We start from the raw sequence: 19,079 nt of genomic DNA on the forward strand, positions 1-19,079 counted from the left end.
ACGGACGACGATCGACTGCTGCCGGCGCCGCTATAGCCAACCCGACCCCGCTGACCTGCGTTTTCAGCGAGGGAAATGTCCTTGGCGGCAAAATCGACACGATCGAGGTGGCGCCGACTCCCGAATTCTCGACCCTGGCGATGCTGCGGGCCGCTTTCTTCGGCATCGGCATGGCGAACCTTCGCCGCCCGACACGCGAACCTTTCTCGCCAGACCTCGCGATCGAATGGCCTGATGTTTCACGTTGGGCAGGCATGGCAAGGGATGAAGTCCTTTGTAGAACAGCTAAATAGACAATTGCATGTTGCAAAACATCGATCTGGATCGATGCCAAGTTAACCGGCGTTCTTGACGGGCGCCGCTGAGGAAACAGCCCCGATTTCGATACTCGCGGGGCTCCCTGCTGTCTGGTTCTTCGGCTGGAGCCGCAACGAGGCGAAGAGAAGCTGAAAAATTTTCTTGCGCGCCAAATTAACTTTAGGTAATCTCTTCGTTATCGACGCAGATGACGTAGGGTACCTTTGTCATCAAGCCGATGATTTACTGCTATTTGGGGGTCTGAATGAACATCAAGGCACTTCTCGCAAGCCTGGCGCTTCTTGCGGTCGTCGGGGCTCCGGCTCACGCCGGCACCATCATCTTCGACAGCTATTCGACGGCCGCCGGCAACCCGCCCGTCAATTCCGGCACCGACGCCCAGGGACAGCCGTGGTCGTGGGGCTTCAGCCTCGGCGGCAACAGCGCCTGGGGAGCTCCGGGTATCGGGCTGGGTGAAAACACCTTCAATACCTTGACCAGCTACAAGGCCAACAACTTCGAGATCTCCTTCGTCTACTTCAGCACCACCGGGATCGACCAGACCCCTTCGTCCGGCCCGGGCGGCTATAACGACCAGACCCGGTTCACCTCCGACGTCGGCGGTACGCTGACGGCGTGGACTCCGGTGTTCGACGGCACCAAGGTCGTCGGCTTCCATGCTCCGACGGGCGTATTCCTGTCGAACGGCGATACTTACTTCGTCAACGTCGTATTCAACGGCGGCGATCTGAGCGGCGCGAACGCCGGTTACACCGCCGGCTTCTCCTACACGACCGCCGTTCCGGAAATCTCGACCTGGGCGATGATGCTGGCGGGCTTCGCCGGTCTCGGCTTCGCCGGCTATCGCCGCAACAAGGCCGTGGCCGTCAAGGCCTGATCCTGCGACCGATGGATCGTTTGAGAGGCCGCCGCGAGGCGGCCTTTCTTTATTGGCGTCAAAGCTCGTCGCGCCGCCATTGGCCATAATGCCGGTAGAAGAACGGCACGGGCAGGAAGCGGCTCATGCCCGCGGCCAGCCGCGCGCGCAATTCGCCGAGCACGCGCAGGGTGATTTCCGGAAGATCGAGCGTTTCCGCCTTGTCGAGGCCGATCCACACCAGTTCGACCAGTTCGGCGTCTTGATGGACGAAACCCTCGACGCGCGCCGCGATATGGCGCGCGTCCATCGCGAAAAACCTTGTGTCGAACCGCTTGGGACGCGATGGCGGCGTGATGGCGCGGGCGATCAGGTGCATCTCCTGCAGATCGGGCATGCAACCGGTCGCGGCATAGGCGCTCCAGGCCCCGGCGGGCGCCTTTTCCGGCGGTCCGAATTCGGTGGCGCCGAGCGCCAGACCGGTCTCTTCAAACGTCTCGCGGATCGCGGCCAGAGCGAGGGCGCGGGCGAAAATCGGCCCGACGCCGGGCCGCCGCGCGATCAGCCGCGCCTCGACCAGAGCATCGAGCGCGCCCGCGACATTCATCGACCGGTCGCAGGCCTCGACCCGGCCGCCGGGAAAGACGAATTTGCCCGGCATGAATTTATGATCGCCATGGCGCCGGCCGAGCAGGATTTTGGTGTTTTTGCCCTTGCCGTCGAGCAGGATCAGCGTCGCGGCGTCGCGCGGACGGGGCGCCCTGCGCGGCGGCGTAATGGCCGGGACGTCGTTCATCCGGCGACTTCCGGCCGGGCGGAGCCGAAGCCATGCATCAACAAAGCCCATTGGTAAGCGATCAGCGAGCCCTTGACGACGGGCAGCAGCCACAGGCAGAAGAGCGCCGCGACGACCGGCCAGAAAATCATCTGCCCCCAGTCGGGGAAGCCGGGAAACCAGTCCTGCCCCGCGATCACGCCGCCGACGATGAAATGGCCGGCGATGAGCATGGTCACATAGGGCGGCATGTCGTCGGCGCGCTGGTGATAAAGCGCCTCGCCGCACTGCGGGCAGAAGTCGTTGACCTTGAGATAGGCATAGAAGATTTTGCCCTTGCCGCAGGCGGGGCAGAGCTTTTTGAGGCCGCGCAGCACGGCTGGCCAGACGGGTCGTTTCAGGAGGGTCAGGTCGGCGCCGGCTGGCCAATTCATTGGGGCGTCCGCCGTCGCTGGGCTTTGGAACGCGCCGACCTGGCGCCCGCCGACTTCGACCGCGCCGGCTTGGAACGCGGCGTTCCCGCGCCGGTCTTGCGGGGGCCCGCCTTGCCTGCGCCCGCCTTGCCGACCCGCGCCTTGCCCTGGCTCTGCATCTCGAAACGCAAGGCGCCGGCGAAGGGCGCGGCCTCCATCAGCTTGACCGTCACCGCGTCGCCGAGCTGAAAACTCTCGCCGCTGCGCGCGCCGATCAAGGCGTGGTGGGCCTCGTCGTAGCTGTAATAATCCTTGCCGAGCGTCGCGGCGGGAACAAAGCCGTCGGCGCCGGTATCGCGCAGCTTGACGAACAGGCCGGAGCGGGTGACCCCCGCTATGCGGCCTTCAAAGGTCGCGCCGATACAGTCGGACAGAAAAGTGGCGATGAGCCGGTCGGTGGTTTCGCGCTCGGCGGCCATGGCGCGGCGTTCGGAAGCGGAAATGCGCGCGGCGATTTCGGCGAGATGTTCGCGGCTCATCTCGGGCAGCCCCCCGGGTCCGAGGCCGAGCGCCCGCACCAGCGCGCGATGAACGATCAGATCGGCATAGCGGCGGATCGGCGAGGTGAAATGGGCGTAACGGCGCAGGTGCAGGCCGAAATGGCCGTAATTTTCCGCGACATATTCGGCCTGCGCCTGGGTGCGCAGCACGATTTCATTGACGACGTTCTCATGTTCCGTGCCGCGCACTTTCGCCAGAATTTCGTTGAACTGCATCGGCTTGACGACCTGGCCCCTGGCCAGCTTGATCCCGATGGTGGCGAGAAACTCCGACAGCGCATTGAGCTTTTCCACCGAAGGCTCGTCATGGGCGCGATAGATCAGATGGGATTTTTCCGCCTCCAAAGTTTCGGCGGCGGCGACATTGGCGAGGATCATGAATTCCTCGATCACCTTGTGGGCGTCGAGACGCGGCGGCGTCAGCACGCGATCCACCGTGCCGTCGGGTTTGAGCAGGATCTTGCGCTCGGGCAGGTCGAGATCGAGCGGCGAGCGCTTTACGCGGGCGAGTTTCACCGCTTCATAGGCGCGCCACAAGGGTTTCAGGACCAAATCGAGCAGGGGCGCCGTGGTCTCGTCGGGGCGACCGTCGATGGCGTCCTGCGCCTGCTGGTAGGAAAGCTTGGCGGCGGAGCGCATCGTCACGCGGAAAAAGCAATGGTCGAGCTTGTGGCCGTCCTTGCCTATACGCATCCTTACCGCCAGCGCCGGACGGTCCTCGCCCTGGCGCAGCGAACAGAGATCGTTGGAAATGCGTTCGGGCAGCATCGGCACGACGCGGTCGGGGAAATAGACCGAATTGCCGCGATCCAGCGCCTCGCGGTCGAGCGCGCCGCCTGGCCGGACATAATAAGACACGTCGGCGATGGCGACGGTGACGACAAAGCCTTCCGCGTTGTCGGGGGCGTCGTCGGGACAGGCGAAGACCGCGTCGTCATGATCCTTGGCGTCGGGCGGGTCGATGGTCACGAGCGGCAGCGCGCGCCAGTCCTCGCGGCGAAACCCTTCCGATTCGAGCCGCGCCGCTTTGGCCGCCTCCGAAGCCTCGATGGTCTCGGGGCGGAACAGGTCGGGAATCGCATGAATATGGAGGGCGATGAGGCTGATGGCCTTTTCGCTGCTCATCGATCCGAGCCGCTCGCGCACCTTGGCGCCGGGCTGGCCGGTCCGTCCCCGGGCAAAAGTCTCGACGCTGACCAGATCGCCGTCCCGGGCCTCGCCGCGATCGGCCTCCGAGACGAAAAAAACTCTTTCGCGCTGCTTCTTGTCGACGGGGGAAATGCGCCCGCCGCGCGAAGCGGGGTCTTCGTGGAACACGCCGAGCAGGCGATGCGCCGCGCGCGACAGCAGCTTGACCACGCGGCCCGACCAGGCGGGGCCGGCGGTCTCGCGCAAGGGGGAGACGCGCAACAGCACGCGGTCGCCGATACCCGGCGCGGGAAGATTTCCGCGCGGCTTTTTTGGCGCGAACACGACGATTCGCGGGGTGGGGCCGAGCGCCTCGTCCCATTCGGCCGGGACCGCGATCAACTCGCCGTCGCGGTCGCGCGACAAAATATCGGCGAGCACGATCTGGGGCAGGGCGCCGGGTTCGTGCAGGCCGGCGCGCGATCTTTTGACCGCGCCTTCGAGTTCCAGTTCCTTCAGGATTTTCTTGAGCAATATCTTGTCGTCGCCGCGAATGGCGAAAGCGCGGGCGATCTCGCGCTTGCCGATCTTGTCGGGCTGGCCGGCGCCGGACTTTTCCGCCTCCTCGCGCTCGCGGGCGATGAAGGCGACGATTTCCTCGCGGCTCGGAAAGGGTTTGGGATTTTTCGGCACGCGGCCAGCATAGGGGTTGAGGCGCGCGCCGTCATCCGGGGATTTTGGACGCTCCCGCTTGCCTTTTGTCGGTCGCGCGGCATTTTCCCTGCATGGGAGCCAACCGATGATTCGCGCCAGAAAATCCGACCGCACCAAAAGCGTCAAAATCGGCGATCGGGAATTCCTGACCAAAGGACTCGAGCATTCGTTCTGGAGCGACGCCTTCCACAATTGCATGAGCGTGTCCTGGCCGCGCTTTTTTCTCGGATTCGCCGTCTATTTTGTCGCCATCAACATGATTTTCGCCGCCCTGTTCTGGTTTGGCGGCGATTGCATCGCCAACGCCCGCCCGGACCATTTCGCCGACCGCTTTTATTTCTCCATCGAGACGCTCGCCACGGTCGGCTATGGCGACATGCATCCGGCCAACGATTACGGTCACCTGGTGACGACGCTGGAAATCTTCACCGGCATGTCGACGCTGGCGGTCTATACGGGTCTGGTCTTCGCCCGCTTTTCCCGCCCCCGCGCCAAGGTGCTGTTCGCCGACGCGATGACGCTGGGTTGGCAGGATGGCAGGCAAATGCTGATGGCCCGGATCGCCAACGCCCGCCATAGCGCGGTCAACGAAGCGCAGGCCGACATCTGGCTTTTGTTTTCCGAGGCGACAGCGGAGGGCGTGCGCTATCGCCGTTTCAGGAATCTGGCGCTGGTCCAGCGCCGCAATCCGATTTTCGCCTTTTCCTGGACCCTGTTTCATCCGATCGACGAGACCAGTCCGCTGTTCGGACTCGGACGCGCCGAACTCGAGGAAATGGACGCTTTTTTTGTGGTGATCTTCGACGGCCTCGACGACACCTCCGGCCAGAGGGTCAATGCGCGCCAGGGCTATGACTTGCAGAACCTGCGATTTGGCCATGTATTCGCCGACATTCTCACCACTTCCGAAGGCGGGTTGCCGCAGCTCGATTACCGCATGCTCCACGCCACCGAGCCGCAGGCGGAGCAGGAGACGGAAACTTCAGATCAGGCCGAGGCCGGCTAGTTCGCTGCGGAGTTTTTCCGGCATTTCGTCCGAACCCGCGCCCCCGGCGGCGAGGTCGGGCGGAGCGTCGTCGGGCGCAAGATAGCGCCAGCCCTGGAAAGCGCGGCAGGGCCGGGGCCGCACGGCGACGATGTCGTCGTCGAGTTGCAGGGCGCAGCGCTTGACGCCCGCGGGGTCGATAAAGGGTTCGACGCCGATCAGCCGCTGGCGCGCGGCGATCTGGCCCCTGATGACCCAGTAGAGCGAGCCGCCATCGAGCAATTCCGGCGCGCGTTTCGGCGTCATCCGGGTGACGTGGGTGTGAACCCCGGCTCTCTGTTTTCGCCGCAGGGCGACCCAGGCCTGAAGGTCGGCGATGGATTGCGCTCCGACGCAGAGTTTGACGAGATGCAGGGTCATTCTTTTTTCTAGCCGTCTCGGGCCGCCGCCGCAAATCGGACCGCTTGCCTTTCGCCCAAGGCTCGCCATCTTATCCCGACAGGGCGAGGCCGGCGGAGGAAAAATGGTCAGCGAGATCGAACGGCAGGGCGCGGCCATGGCGGCGCAGCGGCAGCGCCAGGTCGAGAATTTTCTTGAAAAGGCGCGAAATGTCCCGGTTCGGACGATATCGGATCGCGGCCGGCTGATTTTCGCGCTCGACGCCACCATGAGCCGGCAGCCGAGCTGGGATCTGGCGCAAAAACTTCAGGCGGAAATGTTTTCCGCCGCCTCCGGTTGCGGCGGCCTCGACATCCAGCTCGTCTATTTTCGCGGCTTCGGCGAATGCCGCGCCTCGCGCTTTGTGCGCGACGGCGCCGGGCTCGCCGGCGTCATGTCGAAAATCTCGGTGCGCGGCGGCCAGACCCAGATCGCCAAGGTGCTGCGCCATGTCAAGGCCGAGCAGGCCGAGGGGCCGGTCGGAGCCTTTGTCTTCATCGGCGACGCGATGGAGGAAAAGCCCGACGATCTGGCGCGCATCGCCGGCGAACTCGGCCTGCGCGGCGTCAAGGGCTTCTTTTTTCAGGAAGGCGGCAATGCGCAGGTCGCCGCCTGTTTCAAGGATCTGGCGCGGATCACCGGCGGCGCCTATGCCGCCTTCGATGCGGGCGCAGCCGGCCGGCTCGCCGGGCTGCTCAAGGCGGCCGCCGCCTATGCCGCCGGCGGTTTCGCGGCGCTGGAGGCGAGGGCGAAGCGGGGCGAGGCCGAGGCGAAATTGCTGCTCGGGCAAATGAAATAAACGGAGACGTGATGCCCATTCTTCTGATCGGCCTGCTGGCGCTGGTTCTCTGCGTCTATGGATTGCGAATGCTGGGACGCGCCTCGCCGGCGCAGGTCGCGGCGGGAATGCGCAACAGCGGCGGCGCGATGGCGCTGGCCGCCGCCCTGCTGTTGCTGCTGCGCGGCCGGCTGGGCCTCGCGGCGGGACTCGGCGGCCTGTCGTTTTATTTTTTCGCCGGCGAGAAATTCAGCTGGCGCAAATTCGCCGATCTTTATGCCGAACGGCAGAAGGCGCGGCAAATGTCGCGGGTTCGCACCGGCTTGCTGGAGATGACGCTGGACCTCGTCACCGGGGACATCGATGGCGAGGTGCTGGCGGGGCCTTTCGCGGGCCTCAGCTTATCGGCGATGCCGCGCGAGGATTGCGACCGGCTTTATCGCGACTGCCTCGGCCGGGATGGCGAATCCGCGCGCCTGCTAGAGGCTTATTTCGACCGCCGCTTTGCCGGATGGCGCGCGGCAGGAGAGGGTGACGCGGACGCGCGGGGAAGGACGCGGCGCGGCGGTTTCGGCTCCGGCGATATGAGCGAGCAGGAAGCTTATGAGACGCTCGGTCTTCGTGCGGGCGCGAGCGCGCAGGAAATTATCCGGGCGCACCGGCGCCTCATGAAGGAACGCCATCCCGACCACGGGGGGACGACGGACGATGCGGCCCGGATCAATCAGGCCAAGGACAGGCTGTTGCGTCGACACGGTTGATACGCTCCACAAGATACGCAAACGAACTTTTCAACTCATCTTCCCGGCGGACCGAACGCCGGGCGAAAACGCCGCTCAGTTTCGGGTGGCGAAACAATTGAAGCCGGAATTTTTCAGCGCCTTGCAGGCGGCTTCGGCTTTGGATTCCTCAAGCCCGGCGAAGCGCGCGCGATAAAGCGTGCCGCCGCCCTTGCGGATCATTTCGGTGAAGGGCCGGGCCGCGCCGAGCGCCGCGCCGTGCTGGCTTCTGGCCTTTGAGAGCAGGGCCGCCGCCTTGTCGGCGTCGTCGGTGGCGCCAATCTGGATGACCCAACCGGGAACCGCGGGTTTGCCAGTCGCCTGCCGGGCCTGAACGACGGTCTCCTGGTCGGCCTTGCCTTTGGCTTGCGTCCTGGAATCCGCTTTGTTTTCGCTTGCGGCATCGGATTTGACGGGGGGCTCGAAACGGGTCGCGGCGCGATAGGCCGTCTTGGCGGAGGGGCCGGGGATCAGATGCGTGGCGGCTGGAGTCGCGGAGCCGCTGCCCGGGCGGCCCTGATGAAGGGTCGAACCGTCGGTCGTCGTAACATGGCGGGGGATCGAAGCGGTGGCGCCGCGCGGATCGTCGGCGTCGCCTTGCGCCATGGCCGATACATAGGCAGGGCGCGGACGCGGCGTCGGGCTGAGCGCGGCGATGGGCAGCAGCGCGCCCTTGTCCGCCGCGGCGACCCGTTCGACCGGCGCCGGCGCCGGAGGGGCGACCTTGGGCTCCCCTCGCGCTGCTTCCTTTTGCACGGCCCGCTCCTCGTCTTCACGGGAGGCTTTCGGCCAGAGGGACCAGCCTTGGGAAGCGCCTTGGGAAGCGCCTGGCGCCGATTCTTGAGCCACGCTTTGCGGTCTGGCCGCGGCGGGCGGATCCTGCTCGGCGAATCGGGCGCCCGGACGCCAGGCGCCGGCCTCCTGGATATGGTCCTCGATCAGGGCGTCCATGAAATTGTCACGCGCGCGCGCCGATTTCCCGCCCATCACCACCGAAACGATGTAATGGCCGTCCCGTTTGACCGAGGACAGAAGATTGAAACCCGAGGCGGCGGTATAGCCGGTCTTGATGCCGTCCATGCCTTCGCAGCGGTCCATCAGACGGTTGTGGTTGTGAATGCGCTGGCCGCGATAAGCGAATTCGTGGATCGAGAAATAGCGGTAATATCGGGGGAACCGATCCTGAATGGCGCGCCCGAGCAGCGCCAGGTCGGAGGCGGTGGTGATCTGCTCGTCATTGGGCAGGCCCGAGGCGTTGCGATAAAGCGTGTGGGTCATGCCAAGCGCATGGGCCTTGCGCGTCATCAACTCGGCGAACTCGCTTTCCGGTCCGTCGGCGACCGCTTCGCCGACCGCGACGGCGATGTCATTGGCGGATTTGGTGACGATTGCCTTGATCGCGTCCTCGACGCGAATGCTCTGGCCGGGACGCAGCCCCAGTTTCGAGGGCGCCTGCGCCGCCGCATGGGCGGAGATCGGGATTTCGCTGTCGAGCGAAAAGCGGCCTTTTTCGAGCTGTTCGAACAGCAGGTAAAGCGTCATCACCTTGGTGACGGAAGCCGGATGGCGCGGCGCATCCTCGTTCATGCCATAGAGGACGCGTCCGGTGGCGCCGTCCACGACGATCGCCGCGCTGGCGCCGACGCCGCCGACGGCGGCCTGGAGGCGGCGAGGGCCGTGATGGGCGTGGTGACGGATGTGGGCGTGATAGGCGACCCGGTGGCCGCGATGATGATGGCGCGCCTCGGCGGGCGTCGCGACGCTCGCCCCGATGAGAGCGACAACAAGGGCCGGCAGGGCCGCGCTCGACGCAAAGCGGCCTTGAACGCTACGCTTGAACATACAAACCAATCCCGATTTTCGACCGGACGAACCCGATCGCCGTCCGGCATGTGAGGTCGCCGCGCCGCATACGGCGGCGTTACGACGCGAACATGAGCCAACACTAAGGGAACGCGGTTACCCGGCGGTTAAAAAGCAGGCCGACTGCGGCTAAATCGCGCAGAGCGTTGCCAGGAAATTCGCCGGGCGGCGCCGACGCGCCAAGAGGCCAAGTCGAGGGGCGATAAAGTCTGCGTCGGAGGGCGGGAAAGGCCTGCGGAGGCAAAAACAATATTGCAGTGCAGCAAAATCGATTGACTTTTTGTGCAGCGCATATAGATTATGGTTATCGAGCGGGGGGGAGAACGCTTGCTCGTATTTTCGGCCGCCACGCGGCCCCAACCAGAACCGCCGGGCGGTTCTTATCCGAAGGTGTCCAAATGGCTATCAATTTTGAGGAATACCAGAACTTCGGCAAGGCGCAGCTGGAAGCCGTCCAGGCGGCCGCGACCGAAGTCTCCAAGCAGCTCCAGGCGATCGCCGTCGAAACCACCGACTATTCCAAGAAGTCGGTCGAAAGCGGTTCGGCTTTCGTCGAAAAGCTTCTCGCCGTCAAGGAACTGAACGAAGCCATCGCGTTGCAGCAGGAATTCGCCAAGACATCCTATGAGGGTTTTGTCGCCCAGGTCACCAAGCTCGGCGAACTCTATACCAACGTCGCCAAGGAAGCTTTCAAGCCGGTCGAATCCGCGTTCGCCAAGGTCAAGGCGTCGGCCAACTGATTTTCAGGCCGGCTCTGGTTGGTAAGCCCGCGTCCCGGAGCGTTTTACCGGATGGGTCGTTCCTGCTTAGTTCGATGCGACATGCTCAAGCCCGGTCTTTTCGACCGGGCTTTTGCTTTTTCGATTCGCGACGGAACCCGGCGCTGTGGAATCCGCTTTCGCTTTTTTGAACTTTGCCCTTTTTTTTCGCGTATATTTGGCTATCGCCCGTTGCGAAGGATTGCACGGGCCGGCGCAGACCGGTTTGGGGCAAGAGTTTGGGGCAAGAGTTTGGGGCAAGAATTCGGGCGCAGGCTGGAATTTCGAATAAAATTTCCGGCGGTACTGGCGGAGTCGGTGTTCGGCGCATAAATTGCATGATGGAGCAGGCGCCTCTCCAAAAATTTCCCTTGGCGCCTAAATTAAACGCGAATTGGACGCCTAGAATAGGAGTCGGGCGCCAGCGCCACGTTTTTCGATCTTGAGGAGAGGACGGTCTTGTTCAGGCAGAAGACTCAACCCGGGCGAAAAAATGAACCGGGGCGCAACGCCGAACCGGCGCAGAAGACCGGACCGGCGCCGATCGTCGGCGGATCGGTTGGACCTTTGCCCGCGAGCGCGGCGCGGGTTTTGGCGGCGAAAGGCGGAAAAAAACCTCCGGGCGACGGCCAGGGATCCGGATCGGGGACGGCTGTCATTACCCGGACGAAGACCCAGACCCAGCGGCCTTCGATGTATCGTGTCCTGTTGCTCAATGACGATTACACGCCCATGGACTTCGTCATTGCCGTATTATGCACCTATTTCCATAAAAATATCGACGACGCCAATCGCATCATGTGGCAGGTGCACAATAATGGAGTCGGCGAATGTGGCGTTTATACCTATGAAGTAGCTGACACCAAAGTGACCCAGGTGATGGATCACGCCCGAAAGCATCAGCATCCGCTGCAATGCGTCATGGAAAAGAAGTGAGGCAGAACTTATGCCGTCTTTCTCGCGCAACCTCGAACAGACTCTTCACCGCGCTCTTGCCGTAGCCTCCGAGCGCCGGCATGAATATGCGACGCTGGAACATCTCTTGTTGAGCCTGCTGGACGACGCGGAAGCCGCAGCCGTCATGCGCGCTTGTTCGGTCGATGTCGAAGCTTTGCGCAAGAGCCTGGTCGGTTACATCGAGCATGAACTCGACAACCTGACCACTGAATTGCACGAGGACCCCAAGCCCACCTCCGGTTTCCAGCGCGTGATCCAGCGCGCGGTCATCCATGTGCAGTCCTCCGGACGCGAGGAAGTCACCGGCGCCAATGTGCTGGTCGCGATTTTCGCCGAGCGCGAGAGCCACGCCGCCTATTTCCTGCAGGAGCAGGAAATGACGCGTTACGATGCGGTCAATTACATCAGCCACGGCATCGCCAAGCGCCCCGGTCTCAACGACCCGTCCAAGACGCCGCGCGGCGCCGAGGAAGAGACCGAAAGGTCGGAAGGCGCGCGTGAGAGCAAGGATCAGGAACCCAAGAAAAAGGAAACCGCATTAGAGGCTTACTGTGTAAACCTCAACCACAAGGCGAAGGATGGGCGGATCGATCCGCTGATCGGGCGCGAGCCTGAAGTGCTGCGCACCATTCAGGTCCTGTGCCGCCGCCAGAAGAATAATCCGCTGCTGGTCGGCGATCCCGGCGTCGGCAAGACGGCGATCGCCGAGGGTCTGGCCCGCAAGATCGTCAAGGGCGAGACTCCCGAGGTGTTGCGCGGCGCAACGGTCTATGCGCTCGACATGGGCGCTCTTCTTGCCGGCACACGCTATCGCGGCGATTTCGAGGAACGCCTCAAGCAGGTGATGAAGGAGATCGAGCAGCACAAGAAGGCGATTTTGTTCATCGACGAAATCCACACCGTGATTGGCGCCGGGGCGACCTCCGGCGGTTCGATGGACGCCTCTAACCTGCTCAAGCCGGCGCTGGCCCAGGGCGGGCTGCGCTGCATCGGCTCGACCACCTACAAGGAATTCCGGCAATATTTCGAGAAGGACCGCGCTTTGGTGCGGCGCTTCCAGAAAATCGACGTCAACGAACCGTCGATCCCCGACGCCATCGAGATCCTCAAGGGCTTGAAGCCCTATTTCGAGGAATATCACAAGCTGCGCTACACCCAGGAGGCCGTGAAGGCGGCGGTAGAGCTTTCGGCGCGCTATATCCATGACCGCAAGCTCCCCGACAAGGCCATCGACGTGATCGACGAATCGGGCGCGGCGCAGATGCTGACGCCGGAAAATCGCCGCAAGCGCGTCATCGGCGTCAAGGAGATCGAGGCGACCGTGGCGACCATGGCGCGGATCCCTCCCAAATCCGTGTCCAAGGACGACGCGGAGGTGCTGCGCCATCTCGATACGACCCTGCGTCGGGTGGTCTATGGCCAGGACGAGGCCATCGGCGTGTTGACCTCGGCGATCAAACTCGCCCGCGCCGGTCTGCGCGACATGGAAAAGCCGATCGGCTCCTACCTGTTCTCCGGTCCCACCGGCGTCGGCAAGACCGAAGTGGCCAACCAGCTTGCGAAGGCTTTGGGCGTCGAACTGGTGCGTTTCGACATGTCGGAATATATGGAGCGCCATACGGTCAGCCGGCTGATCGGCGCGCCTCCCGGCTATGTCGGCTTCGAGCAGGGAGGGCTTCTGACCGACGCCGTCGACCAGCATCCGCATTGCGTGCTGCTGCTCGACGAAATCGAAAAGGCCCATCCCGACCTATACAACATCCTGCTGCAAGTGATGGACCACGGCAAGCTGACCGATCACAACGGCAAGCAGATCAGCTTCCGCAACGTGATCCTGGTTATGACGACCAACGCCGGCGCGGCCGACATGGCGCGGGCGAGCTTCGGCTTCACCCAGAACAAGCGCAGCGGCGAGGACGTCGAGGCGATCAACCGGATGTTCGCGCCGGAATTCCGCAACCGGCTCGACGCCATCGTGCCGTTCAGCCATCTGCCCACCGAGGTCATCGCCAAGGTGGTGGACAAGTTCGTCATGCAGCTCGAAGTCCAACTGGCCGACCGCAATGTGGCGATCGAACTTTCCGACGAGGCCCGGCTCTGGCTGATCGAGCGCGGCTATGATCAGGCGATGGGCGCGCGGCCGATGGCGCGGGTCATTCAGACCCATATCAAGACGCCGCTGGCCGACGAGGTGCTGTTCGGCCGGCTCAAGAACGGCGGAACGGTGCGGGTGGTGGTCGCCGGCGAGGGGTCGGAATCGAAACTGGTGTTCGTCTTCCCCGATGGGCCGGTGCTGCCGCGTCCCGACAAGGAGATCGTCGAGGCCGGCCGCAAGAAAGTGCGCGCCGAGCCGGAAGTGCGCGCCCGCAGGAAGCCGAAGGAAACCGCCCAGCCGGTGTGAACCGGACGGGCGCAGGCCGATCATCGAAGGCGCCGCCGGTGAGTTCCGGCGGCGCCTTCTTTTTATTCCGCCCCGAGTTGCGCCGCGATCAGGTCCGCCAGCGCCAGCGACGAGGTCAGGCCGGGCGATTCGATCCCGAAACAATGAACAAGGCCGCCGATCCCATGGCGGCGCGGCCCGTCGAGGCGGAAATCGGCGGCCGCCTCGCCCGGCCCGCCGATTTTCGGCCGGACGCCGCAGGAAGCCACGGCAATGTCGCGCGAAAGAATCCCCGGCCAGAACTGTGCGACGGCGTCGCGGAAAGCCGGCTCGACGCCCGGCGTCGGCCGATAATCGAGCTCGTCCACCCAGTGCAGGTCCGGGCCCAGCCGCATGTTTCCGGCGAGGTCGAGCGCCACATGCACGCCGAGGCTCCCCGGCGCGGGCAGGGGATAGACGAGATGCGAAAACGGCGAGCGGCCCGAAACCGAGCAATAATTGCCCTTGGCGAGAAAGCGCGGCGGGACCAGTTCCGATGGGTAACCTTCCATCGCGCGGGCGACGCCATGGGCGCCATGGCCGGCGCAATTGACCAGAATCCGGCAGAGCAGCGGCTCGTTCGCGCTATCCTCGGTAAAGACGGCGAAACGCCCGCCCGAGCGGTCGATCCGCGTCACCTTGCTGCGAAACGCGAATTGGGCGCCGCTATTTTCGGCATCCGCCTGAAGCGACAGCATCAAAGCGGCGCTGTCGATAATTCCGGTCGAGGGCGAATGGAGGGCGGCGTGGGCGCGGACTTCCGGCTCGATCCGCGCCGCCTCCGCGCCATCGAGCCAGCGCAGGTCGTCAACGCCATTCTCCAGGCCCTGACGCAACAGGCCGGCGAGACGGGCCTCTTGCGCCGGCGCGGCCGCTACGATCAATTTGCCGATGTTGCGCGCCGGAATTTTCCGCGATTCGCAATAGGCGTAAAGTTTTTTCCGGCCAGCGACGCAGGCCCGGGCCTTCAAACTGTCCCGGGGATAATAAAGTCCCGCATGGATCACCTCGGAATTGCGCGAGGAGGTTTGCGAACCGATGGTGTTTTCGGCCTCCAGCACGATGAGTTCGCGCCCGGCCTCGGCCAGTCGGCGGGCAACCGCCAGCCCCACCACGCCGGCGCCAATGACGACCGCCTCCGCTTCCAAAAGTCTATTCCTTTTTCCTAGCGCGCGCCCGGCTGCGGATTCGCGCCTGACCGGGACTCGGAAGTCACGACTTCAGAGTCCGGGTATTACCGAAGGTCAGGACCTCCGGCAAAAGGTCGCCGCCTATCTTTCCTTCATCGCCTGCGAGGCGGTTTCGACCAGCGGCGAGAAGATATATTCCAGAATGCGGCGATTGCCGGTGGCGATTTCGACGCTGACCGCCATGCCGGGCGTCAGCGGGATGGTCTGGCCGTCGATGTTCATTTTGGTGCGCGAAGGTTTCAGCGTCACCGGAAACACCAGATTTTGCGTGCGCTGGCCGCCGCCGAAGGTTTTTTCCTTCTGCCGGCGCGCCGAATCGCCTTCCGCCTGCTGCGCCTCGGGTTCGGGGATGGCGTCGCTCGCCACCCGTTCGACCGTCGCCTCCAGCGTGCCATAGCGGGTGAAGGGGAAGGATTCGATCTTGACCACGGCCGCCTGGCCCGGCTTGACGAAGCCTACGTCCTTGTTGGCCAGATAGCATTCGATTTCCAGCGTCGCCCCTTCCGGCACGATGCGCATCAATTCCTCGCCGCTGCCCGCCACCTGACCGATGGTGCTGACCGAAAGCCCGTAGACAACGCCATCGATTGGAGCGCGCAGGTCCATGCGCTCCGACTTCAGCTTGGCCTTGACCAGCTTTTCGCGCGCGCCGTCGGCCTGCCTTTGCGCTTCGTCGAGTTTCTGGCCGTTTTCGGCGATGAAATTGGAAAAAGTCTTGTCGCGGTCGCGCGCCAGCACGTCGAGATTGGCGATGGCCGAGTCGCGCTGGCCCTGCTGGGTGGACAGTTGCGCCGTGTGATATAGCATTGTCTCCTTGGCGTCGATAAGCGCCGACTTCGCGCCGGAACCCGACTGGACCAGCGACGAGCGCATGTCCACGCGCTCCTGTAGCGTCGCGATCAACTGGCTTTGCGACGCCATGGTGGCGCTCAGGCGGTCGCGCTCGATTTCCTTCTGGCGGATCTGCGCGTCGAAGCTGGCGACGGCGTCGGAAAGTTGCGCCAGATCGCCGGACAGCACTTGTTCCTCGCGCTGGCGGATCGGTTGCGGCATCTCGGGACGCCAGTCGATCGCCGGCGGAGGCGCCAGCTTGCGCGCCTGGGCGGCGGCGACGGCGGCGTTTCGGCGAAGCGCCTCGGCGCCATAGGCGTTGTAGGCGGCCTGGGCGTCGGCCTCCTCGGCCCGCGCATCGCCGGCGTCCATTTCGATCAGCACGTCGCCGGCCTTCACCTGCTGGCCGTTTTCGACGCGAATCGCCGCGACCTTGCCGGCCTCCAGCGGTTGGATCACCTTGACCCGGCCGGCTGGCTGGATCTTGCCCTGCGCCACCGCGACGATGTCGAGACGGCCGAACCAGCTCCATACCAGGGCGCAGACCACAAGCGCGCCGATCAGCAGGATCAGCGCCATCCGCACCGGCGAGGGCGGCGTTTCCAGTATTTCCAGATCGGCCGGCAAAAATTCCCGGTCGGCGACGAAGGGTTGCGGTTTGCGCGCGACCGGCGCAGCCGGGGCTTCCTTGGCTTCCCTGGCTTCTTTGGCTTGCCTGGTTTCCTGGACTTCGCTCATGCTTCCGCCCGTTCGTTCTGCATCGCCCACAGACGCGCATAAAGTCCCTGGGGATTTTTCAGCAATTCGGCGTGCGATCCGGCTTCGACCAGCCGTCCGTCGATCATGCCGACGATGACGTCGCACTCGCGCACCGCCGCGAGGCGGTGGGCGATGATGAACACCGTGCGGTTCTGCACGATCTGCCGCATGTTTTGCTGGATGATCCGTTCGCTCTCGTAATCGAGCGCCGAAGTCGCCTCGTCGAAGATCAGGATCGGCGGATTGGTCGCCAGCGCCCGGGCGATGGCGATGCGCTGGCGCTGGCCGCCGGAGAGATTGGCGCCGCGCTCCTCGATCATCGTGTCATAGCCCTTGGGCAATTTGCCGATGAATTCGTCGGCGCCGGCGAGCCGCGCGATCGCCATCACCTGCGGCCGCGCCAGGGCCGGGTTGGCCAAGGCGATATTCTCGTGAATGGTGCGGTGAAACAAAAGGTTTTCCTGCAGCACCACGCCGATATGGCTGCGCAGCCAGGAGGGATCGACCTGGGCGAGGTCGGCGTCGTCGAGCAGCACCTGTCCTTCTTCCGGAATATAGAATCGCTGGATGAGCTTGGTGAGGGTCGATTTGCCCGAGCCCGACGGGCCGACAATGCCGATCACCGTGCCCGGCTTGACCCGCAGCGAGACCTGCTTTAGCGCCTGCGGCGCATCGGGGCGATAGCGGAAGGAGACATTGCGGAACTCGATCTTGCCGCGCGGCGGGGGCAATTGGGCGCGCACTTTCGGGGTCGGCTCGACCGGCGAATTGAGAATGTCGCCGAGCCGTTCGACCGAAATCTGCACCTGCTGGAAATCCTGCCACAGTTGCGACAGCCGCAGCACCGGTTGCGCCACCTGCGCCGCGATCATGTTGAAGGCGACCAACTCGCCGACGCTCAGTTCGCCGTCGATCACCGCCTTGGCGCCGAACAGCAGCAACAGGGCGGTGGAGAGTTTCGAAATATACTGGATGGCGTTCTGGCCCTTTGCGCCGAGCATGGCGGTCCCGAAGGCGGAACGGACATAGGCCGCGAGCCGTTCCTCCCATTGCTGGGCCACCACCGGCTCCACCGAGGCGGCCTTGATGGTTTGCATGCCGACGATGGATTCGACCAGAAACTGCTGGCTTTCCGCGCCACGATTGAACTTTTCGTTGAGCTTTTCGCGCAACAGCGGGCGGGTCAGCGCCGCGATGGCGATGTAGAGCGGGATGGTCGCCAGCACGATCAGCGTCAGCTTCCACGAATAGGCGAACAGCACGGCGATGAAGACGAAGGTGAAGAACAGGTCGAGCGCCGAAAACAGGCCCTGTCCGGTGAGAAAATTGCGGATCGTCTCCAGTTCGCGCACCCGCGCCACGGTCTGGCCGGTCGGCCTCGTCTCGAAATAGGAGACCGGCAGCCGGGTCAGGTGACGAAACAGCCGCTGTCCCAGTTCGACGTCGATGCGATTGGTGGTGTGCGACAGGGCGTAGGAGCGCAGATATTGCAGCGCCACGTCGAACAGGCCGATCAGGGCGAGGCCGCCGACCAGCACGAACAGGGTCGAATAACCGCGATGGGTCAGCACCTTGTCGATCACCACCTGGAAGAACAGCGGCGACACCAGCGCGAAAATCTGCACGAAGAACGAGGCGATCAGCACATGGGCGAGCGGCTTGCGATAACGCCATAGCGAGGGCGCGAACCACAGAAAGCCGAAGCTGCGCGGATCGATGCCGGCGCCGCTGAAATGGCGGGCGACCAGGATCAGCTCCGGCTCGATCTCCGCCCGCAATTCTTCGAGCGGCAGTTCGCGGGCGATGTGGGTGACGGGATCGACGACGCGCCATTTCTCGCCCGCCGCGGCGCCGCCGAAAATGATGTAGCCGCCCCCCTTAAGCCGCAGGATCGCGGGAACCGGCGCGCCGGCCAGGCGGGCCGCCGAGGGATTTTCGACGATGCGGGCCTTGAGCCCGATGGATATGGCCGCGCGGATCAGATCGCGGGGGCTGGCCTCATCGGCGGACAGCGCCTGTTCCTTGGCCAGATGGCCAGGATCGGCGGCGATCCGATAAAACGCGGCGATGCCGCACAAGGCCCGCAAACCCGAATGGCGCAATGGCTCCTGCGAGGGGTTGGGGTCAACGTTCTGGTTCAAATCGATCGCCTCGTTATGCCATTGCCCAGGATAACCTTGTCCTGGACCCTTGTTATGGGGCTTCCGGCTTGCCGGCGTCCGCCGCGTCCCTGACGACTGCCGTCTCGCGACGCCCGGCCGGACGGCGCCGCTCCAGCAGGCGCAACCCATCGGTCCATTTCACGGGCCGATGGTCAACGACAGCCCAATACTATCTCAGGTTGTGTCTATGAAAAGTTCACGATCCAAAAGACCAGATTATATCGCGTCGCGAGGCCGCGGAATTGACCTAGGTTAAACTTTTTTGCCGGCTCAAGTTTGAAAGCGGCCTCGCTGGCCCGCCACCGATCATGACGCCCAGCGCATCAATAAAGGGCACGCTAGCACAAATAGCGGGCCCGATGGAGAAATACTTGAAAAATCAGAAACTTGTGAAAT

At 63.9% G+C, this 19,079-nt stretch carries 16 protein-coding genes; 8 read left to right on the forward strand and 8 right to left on the reverse strand.

Annotated elements, in window-relative coordinates:
* The first annotated feature begins 562 nt into the window (after window positions 1–562).
* Window positions 563–1,195, forward strand: a complete 633-nt coding sequence (locus QZY01_RS22565) for a hypothetical protein (RefSeq protein ID WP_294541781.1) — start codon at window positions 563–565, stop codon at window positions 1,193–1,195.
* Between the two features lie 58 nt (window positions 1,196–1,253).
* Here the strand turns inward: QZY01_RS22565 and QZY01_RS22570 are convergent, their stop codons facing one another.
* The 3 genes from QZY01_RS22570 to rnr are packed head-to-tail and all read right to left on the reverse strand — an operon-like array spanning window position 1,254 to window position 4,743.
* Window positions 1,254–1,970 carry an NUDIX domain-containing protein gene (locus tag QZY01_RS22570; RefSeq protein ID WP_294541782.1) on the reverse strand — a complete coding sequence of 239 codons (717 nt, stop codon included), beginning with the start codon at window positions 1,968–1,970 and terminating at the stop codon, window positions 1,254–1,256.
* Window positions 1,967–2,383: a DUF983 domain-containing protein gene (locus QZY01_RS22575; protein WP_294541784.1), complete on the reverse strand. Its 417-nt coding sequence runs from the start codon at window positions 2,381–2,383 to the stop codon at window positions 1,967–1,969. The genes QZY01_RS22570 and QZY01_RS22575 overlap by 4 nt, the downstream gene beginning before the upstream one ends.
* Complete coding sequence (gene rnr / locus QZY01_RS22580; RefSeq protein WP_294541787.1) at window positions 2,380–4,743, reverse strand: ribonuclease R; 2,364 nt, start codon at window positions 4,741–4,743, stop codon at window positions 2,380–2,382. The genes QZY01_RS22575 and rnr overlap by 4 nt, the downstream gene beginning before the upstream one ends.
* Before the next feature lie 106 nt (window positions 4,744–4,849).
* On the opposite strand from rnr, the gene QZY01_RS22585 reads away from it, so the two are divergent.
* A complete protein-coding gene (locus QZY01_RS22585; RefSeq protein ID WP_294541790.1) occupies window positions 4,850–5,770 on the forward strand; it encodes an ion channel in 921 nt (306 codons plus the stop codon).
* On the opposite strand, the gene QZY01_RS22590 is transcribed toward QZY01_RS22585, so the two are convergent.
* Window positions 5,747–6,169, reverse strand: a complete 423-nt coding sequence (locus QZY01_RS22590) for a DUF1489 domain-containing protein (RefSeq protein WP_294541791.1) — start codon at window positions 6,167–6,169, stop codon at window positions 5,747–5,749. The two genes, QZY01_RS22585 and QZY01_RS22590, sit on opposite strands and share 24 nt — an antisense overlap.
* A 103-nt stretch (window positions 6,170–6,272) precedes the next feature.
* On the opposite strand from QZY01_RS22590, the gene QZY01_RS22595 reads away from it, so the two are divergent.
* Window positions 6,273–6,986: a VWA domain-containing protein gene (locus QZY01_RS22595; protein ID WP_294541794.1), complete on the forward strand. Its 714-nt coding sequence runs from the start codon at window positions 6,273–6,275 to the stop codon at window positions 6,984–6,986.
* A gap of 11 nt (window positions 6,987–6,997) precedes the next feature.
* Complete coding sequence (locus QZY01_RS22600; RefSeq protein ID WP_294541796.1) at window positions 6,998–7,726, forward strand: DnaJ domain-containing protein; 729 nt, start codon at window positions 6,998–7,000, stop codon at window positions 7,724–7,726.
* A gap of 75 nt (window positions 7,727–7,801) precedes the next feature.
* Here the strand turns inward: QZY01_RS22600 and QZY01_RS22605 are convergent, their stop codons facing one another.
* A complete protein-coding gene (locus QZY01_RS22605; protein WP_294541798.1) occupies window positions 7,802–9,586 on the reverse strand; it encodes a serine hydrolase in 1,785 nt (594 codons plus the stop codon).
* Window positions 9,587–10,005: 419 nt separating this feature from the next.
* Here QZY01_RS22605 and QZY01_RS22610 point away from each other — a divergent pair, with 419 nt between their 5' ends.
* The 4 genes from QZY01_RS22610 to clpA all read left to right on the forward strand — a co-directional run bounded on the left by QZY01_RS22610 (window position 10,006) and on the right by clpA (window position 13,723).
* Window positions 10,006–10,347, forward strand: coding sequence for a phasin family protein (locus QZY01_RS22610; protein WP_294541800.1), 342 nt, complete (start codon window positions 10,006–10,008; stop codon window positions 10,345–10,347).
* Window positions 10,348–10,428: 81 nt separating this feature from the next.
* Entirely contained in the window at window positions 10,429–10,698 is a 270-nt protein-coding gene (locus QZY01_RS22615) for a hypothetical protein (RefSeq protein ID WP_294541802.1), read from the forward strand.
* Between the two features lie 258 nt (window positions 10,699–10,956).
* Window positions 10,957–11,301, forward strand: a complete 345-nt coding sequence (clpS, locus tag QZY01_RS22620; protein ID WP_294541834.1) for an ATP-dependent Clp protease adapter ClpS — start codon at window positions 10,957–10,959, stop codon at window positions 11,299–11,301.
* A gap of 10 nt (window positions 11,302–11,311) precedes the next feature.
* Entirely contained in the window at window positions 11,312–13,723 is a 2,412-nt protein-coding gene (gene clpA, locus QZY01_RS22625; RefSeq protein WP_294541805.1) for an ATP-dependent Clp protease ATP-binding subunit ClpA, read from the forward strand.
* A 62-nt stretch (window positions 13,724–13,785) separates the two neighbouring features.
* Here clpA and QZY01_RS22630 read toward each other — a convergent pair whose 3' ends face one another.
* The 3 genes from QZY01_RS22630 to QZY01_RS22640 all read right to left on the reverse strand — a co-directional run bounded on the left by QZY01_RS22630 (window position 13,786) and on the right by QZY01_RS22640 (window position 18,662).
* Window positions 13,786–14,889 carry an NAD(P)/FAD-dependent oxidoreductase gene (locus QZY01_RS22630; protein WP_294541807.1) on the reverse strand — a complete coding sequence of 368 codons (1,104 nt, stop codon included), beginning with the start codon at window positions 14,887–14,889 and terminating at the stop codon, window positions 13,786–13,788.
* A gap of 123 nt (window positions 14,890–15,012) precedes the next feature.
* The gene (locus QZY01_RS22635) at window positions 15,013–16,500 is read right to left on the reverse strand and encodes an HlyD family type I secretion periplasmic adaptor subunit (RefSeq protein ID WP_294541809.1); all 1,488 of its coding nucleotides are present in this window, start codon (window positions 16,498–16,500) and stop codon (window positions 15,013–15,015) included.
* Window positions 16,497–18,662, reverse strand: a complete 2,166-nt coding sequence (locus QZY01_RS22640; RefSeq protein WP_294541811.1) for a type I secretion system permease/ATPase — start codon at window positions 18,660–18,662, stop codon at window positions 16,497–16,499. Before QZY01_RS22640 ends, QZY01_RS22635 begins: the two co-directional genes overlap by 4 nt.
* Between the last annotated feature and the right edge of the window lie 417 nt (window positions 18,663–19,079).

Origin of the sequence: uncultured Rhodoblastus sp. (assembly GCF_903903185.1) — a bacterium.
GTDB lineage: Bacteria > Pseudomonadota > Alphaproteobacteria > Rhizobiales > Beijerinckiaceae > Rhodoblastus.